The organism is Photorhabdus kayaii (assembly GCF_025384895.1).
GTDB lineage: Bacteria > Pseudomonadota > Gammaproteobacteria > Enterobacterales > Enterobacteriaceae > Photorhabdus > Photorhabdus kayaii.
The window spans coordinates 17,335-39,463 of record NZ_JAJAFZ010000049.1 but is presented as its reverse complement, the minus strand read 5'-3'; the positions used below and the strand labels follow the sequence as shown (position 1 = coordinate 39,463).

Annotated in this window: 11 protein-coding genes, 1 tRNA gene and 1 pseudogene; 3 read left to right on the top strand and 10 right to left on the bottom strand. The window is 46.8% G+C overall.

The genetic code is table 11. The features are described 5' to 3' along the window. The 4 genes and pseudogenes from LGZ98_RS16715 to LGZ98_RS16700 all read right to left on the bottom strand — a co-directional run. Positions 1-580, bottom strand: a pseudogene (locus LGZ98_RS16715) (transposase); the annotation flags it as partial. Positions 581-789: 209 nt separating this feature from the next. Next, positions 790-1,335, bottom strand: a complete 546-nt coding sequence (locus tag LGZ98_RS16710) for a Gfo/Idh/MocA family oxidoreductase (protein WP_262978307.1) — start codon at positions 1,333-1,335, stop codon at positions 790-792. Between the two features lie 12 nt (positions 1,336-1,347). Continuing rightward, positions 1,348-1,839: a GNAT family N-acetyltransferase gene (locus LGZ98_RS16705; RefSeq protein WP_262978306.1), complete on the bottom strand. Its 492-nt coding sequence runs from the start codon at positions 1,837-1,839 to the stop codon at positions 1,348-1,350. 314 nt (positions 1,840-2,153) lie between these two features. Continuing rightward, positions 2,154-3,059 carry an ISAs1 family transposase gene (locus LGZ98_RS16700; protein ID WP_113044359.1) on the bottom strand — a complete coding sequence of 302 codons (906 nt, stop codon included), beginning with the start codon at positions 3,057-3,059 and terminating at the stop codon, positions 2,154-2,156. A 575-nt stretch (positions 3,060-3,634) separates the two neighbouring features. Between LGZ98_RS16700 and hemA the strand changes: the two genes are divergently transcribed. Continuing rightward, on the top strand, positions 3,635-4,900 hold the full coding sequence (hemA, locus tag LGZ98_RS16695; RefSeq protein ID WP_113044358.1) for a 5-aminolevulinate synthase: 1,266 nt from the start codon (positions 3,635-3,637) through the stop codon (positions 4,898-4,900). A gap of 79 nt (positions 4,901-4,979) precedes the next feature. Here hemA and LGZ98_RS16690 read toward each other — a convergent pair whose 3' ends face one another. Beyond that, complete coding sequence (locus LGZ98_RS16690) at positions 4,980-5,147, bottom strand: hypothetical protein (protein ID WP_158536633.1); 168 nt, start codon at positions 5,145-5,147, stop codon at positions 4,980-4,982. Positions 5,148-5,274: 127 nt separating this feature from the next. On the opposite strand from LGZ98_RS16690, the gene LGZ98_RS16685 reads away from it, so the two are divergent. Together LGZ98_RS16685 and mcf are read left to right on the top strand one after the other, a co-directional pair. Then, positions 5,275-6,113, top strand: a protein-coding gene (locus tag LGZ98_RS16685; RefSeq protein ID WP_262978305.1) for an IS5 family transposase whose coding sequence is annotated in 2 segments (ribosomal slippage) — positions 5,275-5,617 and positions 5,617-6,113 — 840 coding nt in all. Because the reading frame shifts where the segments join, the coding sequence is not laid out codon by codon here. A gap of 566 nt (positions 6,114-6,679) precedes the next feature. Next, entirely contained in the window at positions 6,680-15,673 is an 8,994-nt protein-coding gene (mcf, locus tag LGZ98_RS16680) for an insecticidal toxin MCF (protein WP_262978304.1), read from the top strand. A 671-nt stretch (positions 15,674-16,344) separates the two neighbouring features. Here mcf and LGZ98_RS16675 read toward each other — a convergent pair. From LGZ98_RS16675 to aspA, 5 genes are all read right to left on the bottom strand, one after another. Then, positions 16,345-16,420, bottom strand: a tRNA-Phe gene (locus LGZ98_RS16675). Between the two features lie 128 nt (positions 16,421-16,548). Then, on the bottom strand, positions 16,549-17,121 hold the full coding sequence (gene dicD, locus LGZ98_RS16670; RefSeq protein ID WP_112878239.1) for a division control transcriptional repressor DicD: 573 nt from the start codon (positions 17,119-17,121) through the stop codon (positions 16,549-16,551). A gap of 17 nt (positions 17,122-17,138) precedes the next feature. Continuing rightward, the gene (locus LGZ98_RS16665) at positions 17,139-18,866 is read right to left on the bottom strand and encodes a protein-disulfide reductase DsbD (RefSeq protein WP_113043739.1); all 1,728 of its coding nucleotides are present in this window, start codon (positions 18,864-18,866) and stop codon (positions 17,139-17,141) included. 192 nt (positions 18,867-19,058) lie between these two features. Then, the gene (locus LGZ98_RS16660; RefSeq protein ID WP_113043738.1) at positions 19,059-20,360 is read right to left on the bottom strand and encodes an anaerobic C4-dicarboxylate transporter; all 1,302 of its coding nucleotides are present in this window, start codon (positions 20,358-20,360) and stop codon (positions 19,059-19,061) included. 140 nt (positions 20,361-20,500) lie between these two features. Then, positions 20,501-21,925 carry an aspartate ammonia-lyase gene (gene aspA / locus LGZ98_RS16655; protein ID WP_113043737.1) on the bottom strand — a complete coding sequence of 475 codons (1,425 nt, stop codon included), beginning with the start codon at positions 21,923-21,925 and terminating at the stop codon, positions 20,501-20,503. Positions 21,926-22,129: the final 204 nt, after the last annotated feature.

Genomic DNA, 22,129 nt, shown 5'->3' with positions numbered 1-22,129 from the left:
GGCTGCTTACTGATTATCCCGGCTTCTTTCATCAGGCTTCTGACCTTGAAGCGCCCTATCTGATACCCCAGAGCACGCATCATGCCCAGTAACGTTCTGCTACCCGCTGAGTGGCGGCTTGCTTTAAATAACGCGGTGATTTTACTGCGCTGCTCTAACCGTTCAACATTAATCAGCCTGCTGCAATGCTTGTGTTCGTAATAACTGCTGGCGGCAACATCAAACACATCACAGACTAATTCCACTGCTTCATGCTCTCTTAACGAGTCTATCAACGTGTACGTTCGAGTTCGTCCGACATCAAGAGAGCGGTAGCCTTTTTTAATATCGCTTTCTCCCGCTCTAACCGATTGACTCTGGCCTCCAGCTCTTGAATGCGCTGCTGCTCTGGCGTCAGGGCTTTAGCCTTCGGTGTCACACCGCCCCGTTCTTGCTCAAGTTGCTCAACCCAGCGCCGCAGTACCGATTCATCCACACCAAGTGACTTAACTGCTTCTGCAAGGCGGTAGCCTTGGTCAAGTACCAGACTGGCAGCATCACGCTTAAACTCTGTAGAAAACGTACGACGTTGTCTTGTCATTGAACACCTCTTTTAACTAACGTGGTAATCTTACCACTTAAATGGGTGTCCGGTTTTATTAGACCACTACATTAGGTGTCATGTCGACGGTTTACCGGAAAGAGGATAATTGTTATTGGATAAAAAGTTGAGGGAACTCTTCGGTAGGTTGGAGTGAAATGGGGAATATGATGGGCAGTGTCTGGATAATATCTGGGATGTTTTTGCTGTCAGCAATTTGGTAATGGGGAATCGAAGTTAATCCACTGAATAAGATCTAAAGGGTGTATGATTTCACTGATAATTCCTGTTGTTGGACGATAGTCATTAATTCTATTCTTTTCCCATAAGAAGTTTGCTCTTAACAGTTTTAAATTATTTTCCTTTACATAAACTTTTAATAATCGAGCTGCTTGTGAATATCTTGCAACCATGTTTAAACAAAATCCTGATGAAAATTCTAATAGATTTTCTGTTGTGCTTAATTTGAAGCTAGGATCTACAAAAGGTTTTTCACATATAACAAATCCATTGAATTTTTGAATTAAAGATAAAACTTCCCCATGACTTTCATCATTAACAGATATTACTAATATGTCTGGATTAAATAATTCTAAAGCTGAGCTGACAGTAGGGTAGTACATCAAACTAATATTCTTTTTGGATCTGGAAGTATAAGCAATACTAATGCCCTCATTGTATAGATGTGATATGTTATGAAATGATTCAGCAAACATTTTCCCTGAGAAGCCCATTCCGATAATTAAAACTTTCATAGTATCATTTTCCTATTTAATTATTTTAAATAATAATTGTTCTCCAGTGTGTATATAACCTCTTTTTCTATTGAATTCTTCTGCCATTTTACTAGATTGAATAACAATTTTATGAACACCTTGCTTTTTAAACCAACTATGGAAACTATCCATCATGGCTTCAGCAATCCCTAAATCTCGCCTATCCTTACGTACTACAAGAGATTGCCCCCAACCAATTCGTCCATTAAGTGCACCGACCATAGGGGCTCGTAAATCAATAATTCCAATAACACATGAACAAATGCTTGTATCTTCACCATATTGTCCAACCAGAATTAATACATTTTTGTTTGAAATATTCTCTTTAATCCAATCTCTATATGCATTTTGCCAGGCTAAATTATCTTCTTCACTTTTAGCGGAATAGTGGGTATTACCACTGGATAATAAAATTTTTCTTAACTCCACTAAATCTTCTGTATCTTGAATTGTAGCTTTACGAATAGATAGATTTTCTTGCATGATTTTTTCGCCTCTATTAGTTATTTTTGTAATGAATGTGTATTTTTAGAATGAGATGATAGATAACTTAGGGCAAGAGCATGAGAGCTTGCTTATTAGCCGCCGAAGTTAATCCAGCAATAAGAACTGCCTCTAAAATACTGACTATTTATTTCAGCAATTTTGTTTACACTCAATATTATTTTTTTGATTCTAAAATTAACATAATTAACATAATTAACATAATTAACATAATTAACATAATTAACATATTATGCTTATACAGGCCAGAATTTTTGCCTCGTTTGGGAGGTATATCTGGCAGGTATCTTCTTTTATTGAAGCATCCAGTATCCAATGTAAGCTATTTCAATTTCCCTACATCCTCTTACGGTACTGGCAGGGACTGAGCTGATGTAATAATGGTAGTCAAGGGAGACTTCTCCCAACATTTCCTGCTGATAATTCACCATTGCACTTGGCGGAGACAAACCTTTCCAATTAGGGGGGATTCTCGTTAACTGACTGGTCGGTAAAACATAATATTCACGGATTTTAATTCGGTCATGATACCTTTCTACAAAGAGGTGCTTAGGGAGATGGTGGGCTATATGTTTGGAAGTAGCAGCTTTTAAAGCCTTATGGAGGTTCCATTTGATACCCAATAAATAGTCACTACCTCGTCCGACAATCAATGAAGTAATCTCGGTTTGACATCCTGTCGCATTAATTGATATTAAGTATTCTTTTAGTTGCAGTAAGTAAATAATCTCTAGAGTTGCTTTGATTTTATTTGATTTTTCTTGTTTTTTACTCTGAACCATCATCAGGCCATTAGCGGTAGTAAAAGCGTTTACCATGTGGATCGCAGATTGTTTGGAATGATGGTAATGTGTCCCTTTTAGGGTTTTACCACCAATGGTAATCAATAGTCCTTCTAACTGCCCATAAACCGTTTTGATCCATTGCAGAAAGCAACGTCCCAATTTGGGCGGATTAAGACAGGGAATAATGTGGGCAATCGTGTTATGAACGGACTGACCATTAAGGAAGAGATTTTTTTCCTGAAACCAGCCCAAATAGGCTTCACCAAAATCTTCAATGTGTTTCCACCTGTATGCACCAGCAATGGTGGCACAAATTGTCAGGAATAAAACATCAAAGAGGAGACAAGTGACTTTGGTAGATAGTTTCGGATCTTGTATGACACTAAAATAATGTACAAATATATCAGTAAGCATGGTTCAGTTTCCCGTAAAAAGAAGCATAGGCTCATATGTTTCCGTATGGAGTAAATTATTTATGATTTTTTAAGGTATTTGCAATTTTTCCTTGATAGATAACTGTAGTGGAAAGTAATATATTTAATATTTTACTTCATAAAATAATTAATTTTAATATATGGACTATGAATTAATGTAATCATGAAATTAATTATTTTAATAAATATGTTATCACGATTTTAAAATTATATAAATATGAATTTTATAACATTTAAGGGGTGATATTTTTTACTGAAAATTTCATGTGTTGATTAGAAAATGAATTTATAATCCTTTTATGGGAATGTTTATAGGTGTTTTATTATTGACAGAATATCATTTTAAATGAGAGGAATAGATATAAATAGGATTTCATAATACTGATATAGTTAGTCTATTTGATTAATATCCGAATAGTGCAAATTTGATGCTTGATAGACCGTAGTAACTCATAACTCTGCTATGTATAGCTTGTCTCCCTTATTGTACAAGGCGTTTTGCAAAGTGATCTACTATTTTGAAAGCTTATTTAAATCCATAATTGGAGGCTCAATATGTATATAGAAATACTTAGTAAAAAGCTAGCAGCATTGAAAAAAAGTGGACAATATCGTGAGTTTGTTACATTAAATCGTATTCGTGGACAATATCCTTTAGCTAAACTAAATAGCTCAAACAATGGTGAGTCTGTTGTTGTTTGGTGTAGTAATGATTACTTAGGAATGTCTCAACATCCAGTTGTCGTTGAAGCTATGCATAGTGCGATTGATTTATTTGGTGCAGGTTCGGGGGGATCTCGTAATATCGGGGGTACTCACTATCATTATGGAGTTTTAGAATCTTCGCTAGCTGAATGGCATGATAAAGAATTGGCACTAGTATTTCCAACAGGATATGGCTCAAATGATGCAACGTTGCAGTGTTTATTACGTTTATTTGAAAACTGTATAGTTTTTTCTGATGAACTCAATCATGCTTCTATTATTAATGGTATATGTAGTACGAAGGTAGAACGTGCAATTTTTAGACATAACGATACAAAAAATTTAGAAAAGTTACTTGCGGAACAACCGTATGAACGACCAAAATTAATTGTTTTTGAATCGATTTACTCTATGGATGGCGATATTGCGCCAATTAAAGAAATTGTAGGCCTTGCTAAAAAGTATAATGCTTTAACATTTCTTGATGAAGTACATGCAATTGGTATGTATGGGCCTAGAGGTGCAGGAATTGCTGCTGACTTAGGTATTGCAGGTTCAATTGATATTATTCAAGGAACTATGGCTAAGGGAGTTGGTATTATTGGCGGGTATATTACTGGTTCTGAACCAATAATTGATACAATTCGTTCTTTTGCTTCAGGGTTTATATTTACGACTTCATTACCACCAGCTATAGTGGCGGCATGTTATGCAAGTGTTGAGTACTTGAAAGTTTCTGATACAGAAAGAAAAAAACTACATAAAAAAACTAAAATGCTAAGAGATTATTTCAGTAAAGCAGGAATTCCGATCATGAATTCTAGTGAGACACATATATTACCTGTATTAATTGGAGATGCAATAAAATGTAAAGCAGTAACACATCAGTTACTTGAAAAACATAATGTTTATTTACAACCAATTAATTCACCAACTGTACCAGTTGGAACTGAGAGACTTAGGGTAAATATTACTCCTAATCATTCGGAAGAACAAATTATACAATTAACTAATGCGTTGACTGAAGTATTTCTTTCATTTGATATACCCAATAGATTTCAAATTACTTCGCAGCGGCAGGTAAGTAAATCCTCAGCCACACAACTAATTATGTGACTGGGGTAAAGCAATTGCATGAATGATCAAATAACACTGAGAAGGAATGACGATCAAATCATACTAAGGTCAGTGCTCATTAATCTGACTGAAATGCAATCTGTGTTTGTAAGACGTTCATGTGATTGCTTTGGTGACTGGGAAGAGTAAGCGTAGCCAACAAAGATATAACTTGAAAGATGAAGAGCATATATCCGTTATCTTTCAAGTTGCCTTTTTGTTGGCTGCATTCGCTCACCCCGGTCACATAGTTAGCTGATTCTCTCCCTTGCCGTCGCGATGCATCTTGAAATCCATAGGGTATATTAGGCTGTGTCCCGCAATAGACTGAGATAGAATAATCCCCTGGTTCTGACTTTCGGAAAAAACCTGTTATGGCTCGTTACGACCTTCCTGATGAAGCATGGGAGTTACTGCTCCCCTTATTGCCCCCTGAACATTCTCAACGGCCGGGACATCCTTATGTTGAACACCGCCGGGTTATCAACGGCATGTTTTGGGTACTCTGTTCCGGTGCCCCCTTGCGGGATTTACCCGAACGTTATGGTTCCTGGAAAACCGTCTATAACCGCTTTAATCGGTGGTCAAAATCGGGGATCATTAATCTCATTTTCAATAAGTTATTGTCAATACTGGATGAACAAGATTTGGTTGATTGGTCAGCCATATCACTGGATGGCAGTAACATTCGTGCGGCACATTGTGCAGCTGGCGCCCAAAAAAACATCCCGATGTCACCGCAGACCATGGCCTGGGTCGCTCTCAGGGTGGTTATGGTTCCAAAATCCATCTGGCTGTCGATGGAAAAGGCCATCCACTGAATGTGGTACTCAGTGCAGGTCAATGTCACGAAAGTCAATATGCAGTACGCCTGCTGGATGGTCTGGGTATTCAGCGTAAAAATGGTTTTATGAAACGTCGTTCAAAAGCGGTGATTGCTGATAAAGGTTACGCCAGCCACGTATTACGTAACCGGTTAAAAAGTCAGGGAATAAAAGTGATAATTCCCTATAAATCAAACGAAAAAGCGCGGTCAGATGGACGGGTTAAATTCGACCATAAAACGTATCGAAGAAGAAATGTTGTAGAAAGATGTTTTGGTCGACTCAAAGAGCATCGTCGCATCGCCACCCGTTATGAAAAGACAGCAAGAAATTATATTGCTATGGTGAAATTAGGTTGTATCCGCTTATTTCTTAAGGTCATTATTTAATTGAGGGACACAACCTAATTGGGGTTGCTTGACAGTTGCAGTAGAACTTTTAAATATCGCGCTCTAACTCAAAAATCAGATACAACAATTCACTAATAAATAACCTTGCTAAGATTCGTTATTATTTATTCAACGTTTTATAAAAAACGCAACAATATAATTAAAAAATATTTTCATATGTAACTAATTCATATTTTTAATAATTTTAATTTAAATATACAAAAAATTAATTATATTGCGATGTTATCATTTATGTGATTTGAAATATAAACGAAAAATAAAGGAGATAATTATGACTACAACTACAGAGCAAATAAATGTTGACTATCTAATATTCACTAATATAAATAACAATAATATGTAACTATCACCTAAATAAAGTAATGCAAAATGACATCTGCCTTCGACTCGACCGTATGTGCGGGAACCCCCGCGGTAACTGAATACGTTCGTACCTACAGTTATGGTCTTTAGGTCGAGGAGAATGTCAAATCTGTATCGACAAACGACAAACAGCTTTTCGCAGCGCGAAGGGTTTCGCTTAAAAACAGGCAAGGATCATTGCAATGGCTTATATATCCAAAGACTTCACGAATCTGCTCAATACCCTGATAGATGGACAGATTGAGGCAGCAAGTCGTCAGACAGAATGGTTTAACATGAGGCCTGATGAGCGTGCCGACTACATCAGGCAGGTAGACGAGCGGTTACAGGAAATGCAGCAGAGTACGCTGAGTGTGCTGGCTGCCCAGCATTTTCAGATGCAGGATAACCCCGTTTCTGTTGGCGACCAGTTGCAGACATTGCAGCAAAGACGGCAGCAGATGAACGATGTGCCCGGCACACCGGCGATCAACGCCTACAAGCAGCAACTGGACCGCGACATCCTGCTATACAGCCGACAGCAGATGGCCATAACGCACTTTGACAGCACTTGGCGTAAGGCTTTGACCATGCTCAATTCCGGCGGCTCTAAGACCTTGAAGACGACGACCCTGAGGGAGAACGCGGCGGGCAAGCAGGCTAAGCTGGATACCGAGATCAAGCGTCTGGAACAACAACTGACTATACAGGTGGCTACCTCCACGTTCAGCCCAAAATACGTGACGCTGTTTTCCGAACTACAGGCCTACAAGGAGGTCAATGCCCGCTACAACGCCTTACTCAAAGCATCCTCTACGGAAGAGGCCGCAGCTCTCGGCGGGCTGACCACGGTGCCTCCGGCCTCCGATGATCTGCCGGTAAATATTTCGTTGCTGATGATGGAGGAGCGCCCTGGCTACATCCGCATGAACGTCGCACTAGTTAATGCCAGCACCGATGGCCGCTTCAAAGATTTCTTCCTGGAGAATGGCAGATTAGTTGTGTCGGCGGACAGGGTATTCAACTTCTCCTTCGGTACCGCAGCCCGCTCCCTAGCCTGGCAACAACAATACCGGCTCAAGAGTGAGCTGCCATCCTTTCGCTCGCCGACCTATGCGCCAATTCGCTCGGTGCTGGTCAAAACCGAGTTCGTTGAGAAGTTCTTCGCCAACTACCTGGTTTCGGAAAGCACCTTGCGTGAAGGCTTCAAGGCGCAGTTGCTGGGTAACGGTCACAAAATGCTGCTGACCAGCGTTGACCGCAAGGTGCCGAATCAGGTCGGGATTCAGGTATCCGGCCAGGTTTCGAATACCACCATCACCCGTGAGGTACCATTGGCAAGCGCCTTGAGTGACCTGATCAACCAGAATGCTGATATCGCTAGCTTCCAGACTATCGGCCTGGAGGGGTTTCGCCAGAATGGTTACCACCCGGACCGTGACGGGCTTTTCGTTAATATCCATGAGCTGGAAGGTTCGGTCGGTTTTGCCAGTCGTCAGTATTTGTTGGAAATGCCCCAGGGCAACGGTTACCTATCCGCGACGCCCTTTGGGGTGATGAGCGTTGACGACGACAAGGTCAGCAGCAGTCACTTGAGCAAGGCGCAGACCGACATACTGTATCAATACAACGCCGCATTTTTCGAGAAGCTGGAGCAACTGCGTGAAGGCGGTACGAAGGCCAGTCGTCTGTTTAAAGGCAGCGAAGATCGCAAGGCGTTCGAGCAGCAGTTGGTACGTTTGCTTGAGCGTAACCACATCACCCCCGCAGGGGTGTTGGCGCCGGAGTATTTCCGTAACAACATGCGCGATATCAAGGGTAATAACCTAAACAAAGCGCTGTGGGAACAGGTGTTTGCCGCTTCGGTTTGGCGAAGCAGTGATAATGATCCGCTACTGTTTGGGCTGGCAACGAGATTGGTGAAGAACCGGGCTGTGGTTAAGGTCTTGCAAAATGGCTATGTGCAAAGTGACATTGCCCAGGCCAGAGGGCTATTGGCACCGTTGTACGAACAATGGCGCATTCGGGCCATCGAAGCGGAAATCCAGCGGGTCGCTAGCGTCAATGCGGCACAGCATCCAAGCAATCCGAAAGTACATGTTTTCGATCAAGCCGCGGTTGAGCACTCGCTGGACGACAAACTGCTCATCCTGTTACTGACTGGTCCCCAGGGCCTTGAGAGCGCCGATGCGCAACTGCGCCCGGCGGTTGAGGCGGCGCTGTTGAGCAATGAGGGCAGGAGCTTGCGCAAACAGGTCTTGTTCCATGCCTTGTTTCTGGTAGCCAATAGCTTTTCCAAGGTCTCGGTCCCGGTCAATCCTCACGCTGCGCTGGGTGCCGGCAAGGTCATGATCAATAACCGGTTGAATCAGCCCGATCCGTATCTGCTCCTCAATACCGGCCTTGAGGAGCAGACGTATCACGAGGATTCTTACCTGATCAAGGACGATAAGTACCGCAGCTACAACCAGTACCGTCCGGACCCGAAGAATGACGCCACACGCTACATGAATGACCTGGACACCCCGTTCGTGGGGGGGATTTCCGGGATCACCCAGACCGTCAGCAATGCCTTGCCGGAATTGTTCGGTGGCGCATTGAGCGTCAAGCAGTATTGGCAATTCCAGATGGCTAATGCGGCATTCATGATTCGTAACGGCTATCACTCGTTCTTCGAAACCCTCTATGTCGCTGCGCGTTACGAACCGGAGGGTGCGAACAGTATCGGCAAGGACATGTTGCAGATGTTCGACAAGTACCGCGCCGAAGGCAGCAAGAGAGAGTTGCAGGGTGAACTGTATGACGGAGTGATGGCGCGGGTCTTGCCGATCATTAATCAGGGCTTGCCAGCGGCTGACGAATTCCATCCACCGCGTTTTACCTACATGGGTCCAAGGCCGGCGCTGCTGGGGCAGGCGGTGAAGGATCTCGAACTCAAGGCTGGGCTGGTGTCTGTAGGTGATGGATTTGAGCCCCGACAAGGCAGTGACGACATCCATCAGTTTGCCTCTGATCCTGCACTGTTCGCCAAAACCCACACCATGAGTGCTGAGGTGCTGGTCAGGTCGGGGCGCCTCCCGGCAGAGGGGAGTGCCCAGTTGGTGAAGGTCGGGTCAGGCTTATACGAGCTCGAATACACTGAACAAAACGCCAATAGCATATCCTCAAGCAGCGTGCCGGCGTACTTCCTCGGCTACAATGGCCCGAACCAGGCCAATGCGGTACCCGCCTATGTGGACATTCCCAAGCATGCGGCCGCAGGGAGTTTTCTGTTCACCGGGACACTGTCGGGCGGCTCGCTGGTGGTGACCAGCCTCGACGCCAATACCTACCGGGTTTACCACGATGGCCGATTCAACAGCTCGCTGCTGTATGACAATGTGGTGATGGCGGTCGACTACAAGGATTACCAGATATCCGGTACCACTGAGGGCCTTGCTGCGGCGTACATGCAGTACGTCAATGGCGAGTGGCAACTGGTGTTCCAGCGCCAGGAATATCAACGAGATGGACAGATGGTCTGGCCGAAGTTGCGCGGTGGTGTGGAGCCACTCTCGATTCAGGTCGCCGGCAGTCAGGTGATGGAGCGCAACCAGGTCGAATTCGCCACTTACCGCGAGCAGGTTCACCAACAACTGAAAACGGTGGCGACGCAGTTTGGGGTGTCGGTCAAAGGAGTTACCGACGGCGTCTACACAGAGGGGGCGTTTTCTCCTGGGCATCCGGCAATTGCCGCATGGACCCGGTTGCGCGAAGCGGTTCAGGCCAAGGTCAAAGCCAACATTGACCAAGTGGCGGACAAACGCTACCAGCTCCAGGAAGCACGACGTACCTCAAGTGATACGGCCTTGATCGACCAGCAGATCAAGCAACTCAATCTTACACAGGACTACTACAAGGCGCAGTACGATCCAGTATTGCGTGAAGCCAGTTCTGTCGAAAAGACTTGGCTCTGGCAGCAGATCAAAGCCAAAGATGGCAGCGTTGCGGTGGTACAGATTGACGATACGGCCATTCAAGGCGAGGAGCGCACCAGCAGCGTGGGAGAACGTTACGCGGCCTCCGAGGCCTATCAGCGCGGGGCACAGGATAGCGGGTTCAATGATGGTTTGCGTAACTTCCGAGAGATCAAGATCCCCGGAGTGGATGACAAAATGTCGGTTCTGGAGATGAAACGCCTGTTTCTTGAAGGAAAGCTTACCCATGAGCAACGGGGTGCCTTGAGCGGTCGCATCACCGAAATCAGCCAGGCCGAGTACATTGACAAGGTACTGCGACAGACCGCAATGTTCAGTGAGGACTTCCATGACGCTGGCAGTGTCTTCGACCGCTTAGTACCACAGGACTTTTATCTGTCGCTGGTCGGTGACCGAGCCGGTGGCCGTTGCTACCCTTTGGTCAGGACCATGGCTGTGGCATTGGCGGGTGGCGGAGAGGCCAGCGTCAATAGCTTGGTACAAAAGCTGTTTTTCGCCTCCGCTGACCCGCAGGCGGGCAGCTCCACGCTGCTCAAGAATAGCCTGATCAATCTGCACTACAATGTTGAGGCCGTTCAGGCTTCCACGGAGCTGGGCCAGTTCAATTTGTCCGAGGTGGTGTCGCGACTGGCCGCAACAACCAGCACCTCGATGTTTGCACTCAATACCCAGAATCACTCGATGATGGTAGGGAGCACTGCCACGGCCGAAGGCCGTCGCTACTACTTCTATGACCCGAATGTCGGGATCTTTGCCTTCAACAACACCAAGAGTCTGTCTAGGGCTATGGAGCAGCACTTGGTGGTGCGCGGGCTGGCCGCGCACTATGACTCGTTCGGCAGCAAATCGGCGCCAGCCTTCAACCTGATTGAGATCGATACCGGCAAGATGGCTGAGGTACCAGTGGGTAATGGCCTAAACGTGTCTGACCTGACCCGAATCGAGGAACTGTCCAGTGTCATCGGGCAACGGCGGCAGGTCGAGCAGGTGGTGAGTGTACAAGAGCGGGTCATGGAAGACTTGCGACTGAGTCCTGCACTGAAGACCTTTGATGCCGAGCAATGGGGCGCACGGTTCGAAGTCGCCAGCACCCGGCTGGCGCGAGAGCACCAACTGGACAGCCGCTGGCTACCGATTATCGCTACGACGGAAGACCAGGGGAAAGGCAGCTACCGGGTCCAGTTCATTAACCGTGACCAACCCGAGCAGACCCGCTGGTTGATCACCGACGATAGCACCTTTGTCGAATTCCGGCGCTTCGTCGATGAGCGCATGGGTGTACTGAACGAGCACTTTACCCTAGAGCACGGCCGGATACGGCCTCGCGGCGGAGTTGGCGAGGCCGCTCCGGTGGATGGGCTGAACGCCGGGTTTGCGGTTCAGACGCTGATCCAGTGGTTTGCCGACAAGAACCGCCACGATGCGGCAAGCGGAGTGAATTCGCCTGATCTGGCCACCGCGCTCAAGGTCCACAGCTACCTCAACTTGGTCCAGATGGCTCACGGTGGTGTACAGGATATAGCCAAGGTCACCGCGTTGGTGCGTACGGCGCTGCGCGGTGAAGTGGTGGCCGCCGAAACCTCGTTAAAGGACTTTGCTTCGAACCTGGGCCACACCGTCAACGAAGGTGCCGGTGTGTTGTTTGGCGGAGCTATGGTCGGTCTGGATGCTTATGAACTGGCCTACGCTGAGAACGATGTGCAGAAGGCGGTGTTCGGTACCCAGCTAGCGTTCGACTCGGCGAGCTTCGTCACTGGTACAGCCGGGGTGGGGGCTGGTTTGGTCGGTGCTTCGACGGCCGGGGCGGTACTCGGTGGAGCCAGCGTGATCCTTGGCGGGCTCGCTGTGGGCTTTACGGCATTGGCTCAAGCCTTTGGTGCAGTCGCCGAGGATGCCAAGGCGGTAGGCCGTTACTTTGATACGGTCGACAAGGCGTACAAAGGCAATGGCTATCGATATGACAACGAGAAAAAGGTGCTGGTACCTCTTGCCGGGGCGGTAGTCAAGAGCCTTGACTTGCGCAGGAACCAGATCAGCTTCGACAGCCAGTACATCTACCGTACCCATTCGGGATCTACCGGTTCGGGGAAAATCAATTACTTCTTCTGGGTCGGTGACTTTCCGCGAATGGTCCACGATCGTGGTCAGGCTATCGAAGTGCGTAGCGGTATTGGTTACAAGGATATCTCCCGGCCTCTTGAACACGGCGACAGCAATGTCGTGATCCTGCCGGGCACACCTAAGTCCTACATCAGCTACGAATACATGTTGCTCCCTGGCGCCACCACACGCCATGATGCTGGTTTCGACGTGATACGCAGGCTAGAGGAAGACAAGCGGTTTGACTACGACTTCTATATCTTTCCGGGGGAGGAGACAATCCGCAGGATTCATCATGAGTACGTCGACACCCCAATCGAGGTGATACTCGATCAGCGCAACCGGCAACTGGTGGTGCCCGAGCTACCCAAAGAGCTACACGGCTTTTTGCGCTACGAGATCAAGGGAGCGGGTGGCGAGTACCTGATCGGCCTCAACGAAGGCACCCAAGTTAAGCTCACGAGCGATAGCGCCAGTGCATTGTCGCGCTGGATCATCGATAGCAGTCAGCTCGCCAGTGACAGCATCAGCGTGTCGAAGAACCAACTGGTGGTCGGCGGGGTGGTAGTTGAACTCGATCCGACCCAGAACGGGCAGGTATTGGTGGTCAACGGCAAGGGAGAGGTGCGCGAAGTTGACTTTGCTGGCCTGACAACTCAGGTGGTAAGCGAAGATGCGAGTAAGTGGCAGGTGCCCGGCCAGCAAATTGAGCAGCACCTGAGTGATCTGGCCAAAGCGCATCAGTTGCACGGGCAGTACGTAGTGGTGGAGAACTACAGCCACAACGGGCGAGATGTTGGTCGAGCGTTTTACGATGTAGGCAAGGAGCGGATGTTGTTCACCAACACCACCCACGAACAGACCAGACATGCCCAATTGGGTGTGGTGATGGGGGACTATGCCTATTTCTACGACGCCGACAATGCGGCGGCGTGGCGGGTAGACATCGCCACCGGACAGGTCGATGCGCAGTTTGAGCCATGGTTTAATCAAAATGCGGGTAAGATCAGTCGGCTATGGCAGGAGGGGGATGCGGTCTACCTGGCACGCCGTTATCGACTAAAAGAGAAGGAGGCTGAACTAGAGAAGGAAGCTGAGCTGTGCTATCGGATCCTCGATGATCGAATGGAGTTGGTTAGTGCGGTGGGTGATGATGCGCTGCTCCAGCTTTTAGCACGTACTAGCCAGCATAGTGATGAGCTCAAGACTATACTCAAGGGCTACTACGAGAGCAAAAGTATACAGCGTGAGACTCCGACGTATATATTGGGCGCACGGCTGATCCAGCCGACCAGTGCGGCGCTGGTCACTGTGTTCGGCGTGGATGCGGCTGGCGTGGCGCACCGCTACTGGATACGTCCCGGCGACGGGACACTGATCAAGCCGAATCTGGCGCCACTGGCAGATCAGACCTCGCACTTTAAAGAGTACGAACAAACCCGCAGTGCCTGGCCGATCCCGGCCGACCTGGTGTTAGCGGGGAGCATGTCGCAGCCCGGCGGCAAGGAAGTGTTTTTCTTCTACAGTAAAGAGCAAAAGGCCCTGTTCCGACAGGAAGGTCCCGGGCAGGCTGTTCTCGACGCCAGCCATCCCACAGCATTACGCATCAGTACTCCAGCGTTAGCCAACCTGGTCAATCTGAACGGCAGCCTGCTTGCCATCACTGAGGATGGGCGTGTGGCCCGGCTCGATGCACTGGGGCAGCTTAGCTACGAAGCGGTCAACGAGCATTGGCTCAAGGGACGTACCCACTGGTGGCAGGACCTGGCTAGCGTCGCTGACGGCAGAGCTACTCTGGCAGTGTTCGGGGTCAAGGGTACCGACGGCAAGAGCCTGCTGCCAGTGTGGTACCACAACGGTCAGGTAGTAGTGGCTTCGGCCCCCCTGCAAGACAAGCGTTTGCAGTTCTTGGGTTTTGAAGCGGATGGCTCCGGTGCGCGACTGTTCGAACCCGCCAGCGGCAAGTTGTATCGTCAGCCGCCTATGACTGCCGATGCGCTGGCTGCCGCGTTCGGTACCGACGAGGTGCTTGAAGTTTCGCCACAGCTTCCCGCCGCCAGTGAGCTGGAGTCTGGACTGTACCTCAAGGCGGCGGAGCAAGTCGATGCCGGGCTACGCCTGACCACCGTCAAAGGCGAGATCCTATTGCGAACCAATGACGGCAAATTGCAGCTGGTTGCCGTCGACAAAGGCTGGCAACAGGACAACTTCGCTCGTCTGCCACAGGCACTTGCTAAGATCGCTGGTAAGTGGCGAGCCAAAGGCGTGCTGACCTTGCAAGGCGATGACACACAAGGCTGGTTCGATGTCGGCAGCGGTCAAGTGTTCTCCTGCGGTAGCATCCAGGCTAAAGACAATCTGCGTTTCATCGGAATTGCTGCCGGGAAGAAGGGCGCGTATGTGTACAGCCCAACGAACCAAGCACTGTACCGGGTCAAGGACGATGATGTGCAGAAGCTGAGTCATTACACTAGTGTCGAGCGTATTGGTTCGTCGCTGTTGATTCGGAGCGGGGGCGCGGATGGTAGCCGGGACGACTTGACCCCACCGCTGATCGCCGGTGTTGACAGTGTGGTGTTGCATGGCAGTGTCGATAACGATACCTACCGCCTCAGCCAAGAGATGTGGTCGCATTACCGCACGGTTATCATTGACAACGATGACCCGGGCCAGGCCCTGGACCGCTTGATCATGCCGGTGGCTGATGCGGAAAAAATCCTCGTGAGCCGCCATGATGATAATTTGATGCTGACTGACTCGGCTAATGGCACGACCTTGGTGATGCGCAAGGTGTTCGGTAGCCAGGCGATGACGCACCAGCATTTGCAAATCGAGCTGGAAGGTTCTTCGTTGGTGATGAGAGTGGACCATCTGGCCAAGAACTTTACTCAGAGGAGTTACGCCAAAGGGGGGCTGGTAGAGCTGTCTTGGGCCAGTAGACAACCCGTCATCATGCTTCATGAGATTCATTCCGTTGTTGCTGTCCCGGACACGGAGGGGCCGAGCCTAGCGAAGCTGAGCGGGGCTATGGCCTCGTTCCCTGATATCGGAGGTGCCCGCGAGCACCTGCCGCAAAACCGTCAGGCTATGCAGGCGGTGCTGGTGCCACCGCTGTCTTGAGTTAGCAGGAGAAACCACAGGAGGGGCGCAAAGCCCTTCCTGTCTCCGGACTCTGGTCGAATCATTTCTCTTGTAGTAGAAGCAGATCATGATCAAACCCATCGAAGGCTTACGGTCAAGTTATTGCAAGGTGGCGAATACATTCCTGATGTTTTCAGGTGTGAACAATCGGCCTGCTTAAGTGATCCGCTAGCAGGTACTGGCATTGCGTGGATATGTGTTGCATCAGGTCGGGCTGAAAGGTGTTACTTGGAATAGTAAGATTGCGCATTTGTTGGAGTGTGAGTTGATGTTGTATATCGATGCTGAACCTGTCTTTTCTACATAAATTCCTTGTTACAAGATGGGGAATCTTTTTGAACTGAGGCAATCTTTTATAACTAACCCTATTCTGATTAATAATAAGAAAGCTGAGCAACCAATAATAAACAACATCGTGTTAATTAATTCATTGATTTTAGTTTGGATGGATTGACTGCTGCAATAGAACTTGTAAGTATTGCGTTCCAGCAAAAAAAGGACGCTTAAATTTTTAGGCATCCTAGCTTGGTAACCCTTATGTTCAATTCAATATCGAAATACTGAAAAGCTAAACTAACTACAGTTATATATTCGGGTTCTTGTATTGGTCGCCCGTTAAGTTTTTATCTCCCAACAAGCGCACTTTGAATTGGTGCCCGGAGGCGGAATCGAACCACCGACACGAGGATTTTCAATCCTCTGCTCTACCGACTGAGCTATCCGGGCAACGGGGCGCATTAAACCGTATTCAGCCTAAGTCGTCAATGCCTTTCTGATAAAAAATGATAAAAGCGGATTGATTGCTTTCTTTTTGCTCGGAATTTATGTGGTTGTTTATCTTAGGCTGATTTTTGTTAACTTAACGCACCATTTTTGCGGCATAAGGCAATAGCTAAAACATCTTCTGCCAGCAGTTTTGCCGTAGTGATATCACCAATATCCCGTTTGAGTAGTAGCTTACTCAGGCAACCTTCCAGAATCAGTTCCATCTGTTTAGCAACGAGTTCGCAATCTTCAATATCCAGTTGATGTAATAGCTCGGTGGTGTAACGGGAAGAACTCTGTTTTTGTAATTCAGCTAATTGATGGATAGGGTGGTCAGATTCAGGGAATGCGCTACAGGCCGCGATAAATAGACAGCCTGGGTAGCGTTTCTCCTTTACTTTTTCATCAAGGGCTGTGTAACGAGCCAGTAACTTCTGCTCTGGTGTCAGAGTTTCATCCAGTAATATCTGTCGCTGCCAGACTTCAATCTGTTGGCCGTGATAACGTAGGCAGTCATAAAGTAGAGCTTCCCGATCGGGCCAGAACTGCTTGAGATATTCGATATCCATGTTAAGCGAGCCAAAAAGTACCTCAGTTGTGATGGATAAGCCATGTTGCTCCAGTAAGTTTAAGGCATGACTAAGAACTTGTTCTCGTTGCATGGTGTTCTCCTTCTGAATCATTTTGGCAGATGTTGCAAATGCTCATTAAAGCGGGTTGCATCCATAAAACCATTTACCCGTGAATCGGGGATCTCTTTCCCCTGAGAATCAAAAAACAAAATAGTCGGCAATCCCCGAACGCTAAGTTTTTCTAAAAGCTGCTTCTGTTGCGGGCTGTTGTTCGTAACATTGGCCTGTAACAGTAAGGTATCACCTAGTTGTGACTGAACTTGTGGATCGCTGAAAGTATATTTTTCAAATTCTTTACAAGCGGTGCACCAGTCAGCATAGAAATCAAGCATAACGGTTTTACGGCTGTTTTGTGTCATTATCTGTTCTAATTCCTGCCAATTATTTATCTGGCGGAAATTTAGGCTGTGTTGCGGCTGTTGTGTAACCGTTGTGCCCCAAAACCAATCCTGTAATGGGCGGGTAGCTATCAGCATCAGAATTAACAATATCAGTTGTATGACTCGTACCCAACCGTTTTGGCTTCTAATCGTCAGAACAAATCCCCATCCCAGGAAACTGACTGCCAGTAGGCTCCATAATCGTATTCCCCATGCATCACCGATAACCCTTTCCAGCAGGAAAACGGGTAGCGCAAGAATAATGAAGCCAAAAGCTTCTTTAACATACTGCATCCAAGGCCCACTGCGTGGCAGGAGTTTGTGACCAAATAGGGTGACAGCAATGAGCGGTAATCCCATTCCCAAAGCGTAAAGATAAAGGGTTAGGCCACCTGCCACGGTATTACCACTTTGAGCAATGTAGAGCAGAATCGCACTTAAAGGCGCGGTAGTACAAGGAGAGCAAATTAATCCCGCTAACGCACCCATAGCGAATACACCGAAAAGTGAACCGTTTTTTTGCTGGTTACTCCAGTTGACTAAGCGCGTCTGAACAGCGGAAGGCAGTTGCAGAGAATAGAGGCCGAACATCGACAGTGCCAGCAGAATAAACAATACTGATAAGCCGATCAGTACATACGGATGTTGCAGTGCGGCCTGAAATTGTAGACCGGCAGCCGCTACAATCAATCCAAGTAGCGTATAGGTGACTGCCATGCCTTGAACATAGCTTAGCGCTAACCAAAATATCTGTCTCAGGCTTTTAGGGCGTTGGTTACCAAGAATAATGCTGGAAATCAATGGATACATCGGTAGTACACAAGGTGTAAAGGCGATACCGATGCCAATCAAAATTGCCCAGAGTGGTGAGAATGGTAAATGTTGTTGGTCATTCGATGCACTTTCTGGCGTTTTGTGAACAGGTTCAGCAGGTATGGCGTCAGTTGTTTTTGATGGAATAACTGCACTCAATGGAACAAGGCGGGTTTCTGGTGGATAGCAATATCCTGCGGCGGCACAGCCTTGATAAGTGACAACGATATTAGAATTGTTGTTCGCCTTTGTAACAGGAACATTGACGATGAGTTGTTGGAAATAAACTTCAGTTTCACCAAAGAATTCATCTCGATGAGCTGTACCTTGTGGCAACGTGATTTTACGTAGTGTGGCCTGTTGCGGCTCAATATGAAGTTGTTTGCGATAAAGGTAATAACCCGGTTTGATCTGCCAGTCTAACGTCAATTTGTCGTTTTTTTGCTGAAAATCAAACATGAATGCCTGATCTACTGGCAAATATGGGTTTTGCCCCGGCTGTTCAAACAGCGCATTTGCTGCCGTTGGGGTAAGGAGGGGGCTGCAAAGCAGCAAAAATAGCATCAGAGTACGTTTAATCATAAAGATAATGATCGCTAATCGAATGAAACAGATTCAGCACTATAACCGAAGGCGGCCAGACCAGAAAGTGTTCTGGTTAAGATTAAGACAGCTATTGAAGGTTTTCAGAGAAAATATATCGCTTGGCAGAAGAGAGTATGCAGGGGCGGTATGATATACGCCCCTATATTAAGTGGTTATTGGCAGGCAGAATTAAAGGATCATACTGCCGAATAGGAAACCGAAGGCAACAGCTAGAGCAACCCCAATGGTGCCAGGGATAAAGAATGGATGATTAAATACAAAACGGCCGATACGGGTCGTACCGGTGTCATCCATTTGAACTGCGGCAACCAAGGTTGGATAAGTAGGTAGAATAAACAACCCAGAAACTGCGGAGAAAGAGGCAATGGCAGTCAATGGAGTGACGTTCAGAGCCAAAGCCATCGGCATCAACGCTTTTGCGGTGGCTGCCTGAGAATAGAGTAGGGCGGAACAGAAGAAGAAAATAATCGCTAGCAACCAAGGTTGAGAGTGGATTAAGTCTCCAGCGGTGCCTTTAATCCAATCCATGTTCGCCTGTACAAAAGTATCTCCTAGCCATGCAACACCTAGAATACAGATACATGCGCTCATACCCGCTTTAAAGGTACTGGAGTTCAGAATGGCGTCAGTATCAACTGAACAGAACATCGTCGTGATAGTTGCGACACTCAGCATAATGATCAGGATGGCGTGAGTGGTGTTCATCAGGGGTTCTTCAACCAGACCGATGCTTGGGCTATTGAAGATAGCATAAATAACAACACTGATAACACCGGACAGGAATAACAGAACGGAAGTTTTAGCCCTTGGTTTAATCTCAATTTGTTTGCTGCCACGCAGAGTTATCAGGTTATCTTCCAAGCGCTTTAAGTAAACAGGGTCATCAGACAACTTGGAATTAAACGCCCAGGAGATGATAAAAGACATCAGAACGATAGCGGCGAAAGTGGATGGTAATAGCACCATTAACAGATGGATATAGCTAACGCCGTGGCCTTCCATCAGAGAAGACATATAAACAACCGCCGCGGAAATTGGTGAGGCGGTGATGCCAATTTGGGCCGCTACAACCGCAGTGGAAAGTGGACGGCATGGCTTAATGCCTTGCTCTTTCGCAACTTCAGTAATAACAGGTAGCGCTGACAGAGAGATGTTACCTGTACCTGCAAACAGTGTCAGGAAATAGGTAACGATAGGTGCGAGTATCGTGATGTATTTTGGATTTTTACGCAGCAGTTTCTCAGTTTGCTGAACCAGATAATCCAGACCTCCGGCAACCTGCATTGCAGAGATAGCGGCGATAACGGCCATAATGATGGAAATAACATCAAATGGGATATGCCCTGGTTTAACGCCAATTACAGCCAGCACCAGAACGCCAAGACCACCGGCAAATCCAATGCCAATTCCCCCTAATCTTGCACCCAGGAAGATGGCCAGCAGAACGATAATCAATTCTACGGCTAACATAATAGTGACTCCTTGAAATAATTAAAAATTTGAAAATTTTAGGTTAATACTTTGTGCATGTAGGGAAGTAAAAAGGCACGCTATCCAGTTGGAGTTGCGTGCCTTGTTGCTAAGAGCTATTTTTTATTATATTCAACAACTTAATCGTCAAAACGTTTTGCCTTGTAAGATGGGCATTTTAGGTTCTCTACAGAGAAGATGTCATCCAATTGAGTTTCGGTCAGTAGACCTCGTTCCAGCACAACTTCACGAACACTTTTACCGGTTTCAGCACAAATTTTACCAACAATGTCACCATTGTGGTGACCGATGAATGGGTTCAGATATGTCACGATACCGATCGAGTTGAATACGAAATTTTCGCAAACTTCTTTGTTAGCCGTGATGCCATTAACGCATTTTTCTACCAGGTTGCGGCAAGCGTTGCTTAGCAGGGAGATAGATTCAAACATGGCCTGACCGATAGCAGGTTCCATTACATTGAGCTGTAACTGGCCTGCTTCGGATGCCATAGTAACACAAATATCGTTACCAATAACTTTGAAGCAAACCTGATTCACAACTTCTGGAATAACTGGGTTCACTTTTGCCGGCATAATAGAAGAGCCTGCCTGTAATTCTGGTAGGTTGATTTCATTCAGGCCAGCACGAGGGCCAGAAGAAAGTAAACGCAGGTCGTTGCAGATTTTAGACAGTTTGACAGCCAAGCGCTTCAGAGCACCGTGGACCATAACATAAGCCCCACAGTCAGAGGTGGCTTCAATCAGGTCTTCGGCTGGTACGCAAGGTAAACCTGAAACTTCCGCCAGTTTTTCAACCGCCAATTTCTGATAACCGGGTGCTGTATTCAAGCCGGTACCGATAGCAGTAGCACCAAGGTTAACTTCCAGCAATAATTCAGAGGTTCGGTTGAGGTTTTTAACTTCTTCTTTCAACAGGATAGAGAATGCGTTGAATTCCTGCCCCAGTGTCATGGGAACAGCATCCTGTAATTGGGTACGACCCATTTTTAGGATATCATTAAATTCTTTGGCTTTTTTATCGAAACCTACAATTAACAGTTCAATAGACTCGATCAGTTTCAGGATGGAGTTATAAACTGAAATGCGGAAGCCAGTTGGGTAGGCGTCGTTAGTTGACTGGCTTTTATTCAGATGGTCATTGGGATTCAGGTACTCATATTCGCCTTTTTTATGGCCTAACAGTTCCAGACCAATGTTTGCCAGAACCTCATTGGTATTCATGTTGAGTGAAGTACCGGCACCGCCTTGAAACACATCGATCGGAAATTGATCCATGCATCTACCGGTATAGAGCACTTCGTCACATGCTTTGATGATGATGTCTGCAATTTTTTTAGGAATAGTTTGTAGCTCTTTGTTAGCTAAGGCTGCGGCTTTTTTTACCATCACCATGCCACGGATGAATTCGGGTACATCATTAATGGTGTTGTTACTGATATGGAAGTTTTCAATCGCACGTAAGGTGTGAATACCATAATAGGCTTCAGCAGGGACTTCTCGTTTACCTAACAGGTCTTCTTCGATACGAATGTTGTTTGACATGAGAACCTTCTTATTAGATGACGTTTTTACTGTCTAATTATGCGTTCATTAAATCATTATGTTGCCAACTGCAATAGTTATGATATGAACTTTTTATCACCGGATTGCCAGCGTGATCATATGCTGGTTAGCAATAAATGCATTGAATCTGGATCACTTTATAGTGGTATTTGTTTGGTCTGATTTGATATATGTGATATTTAT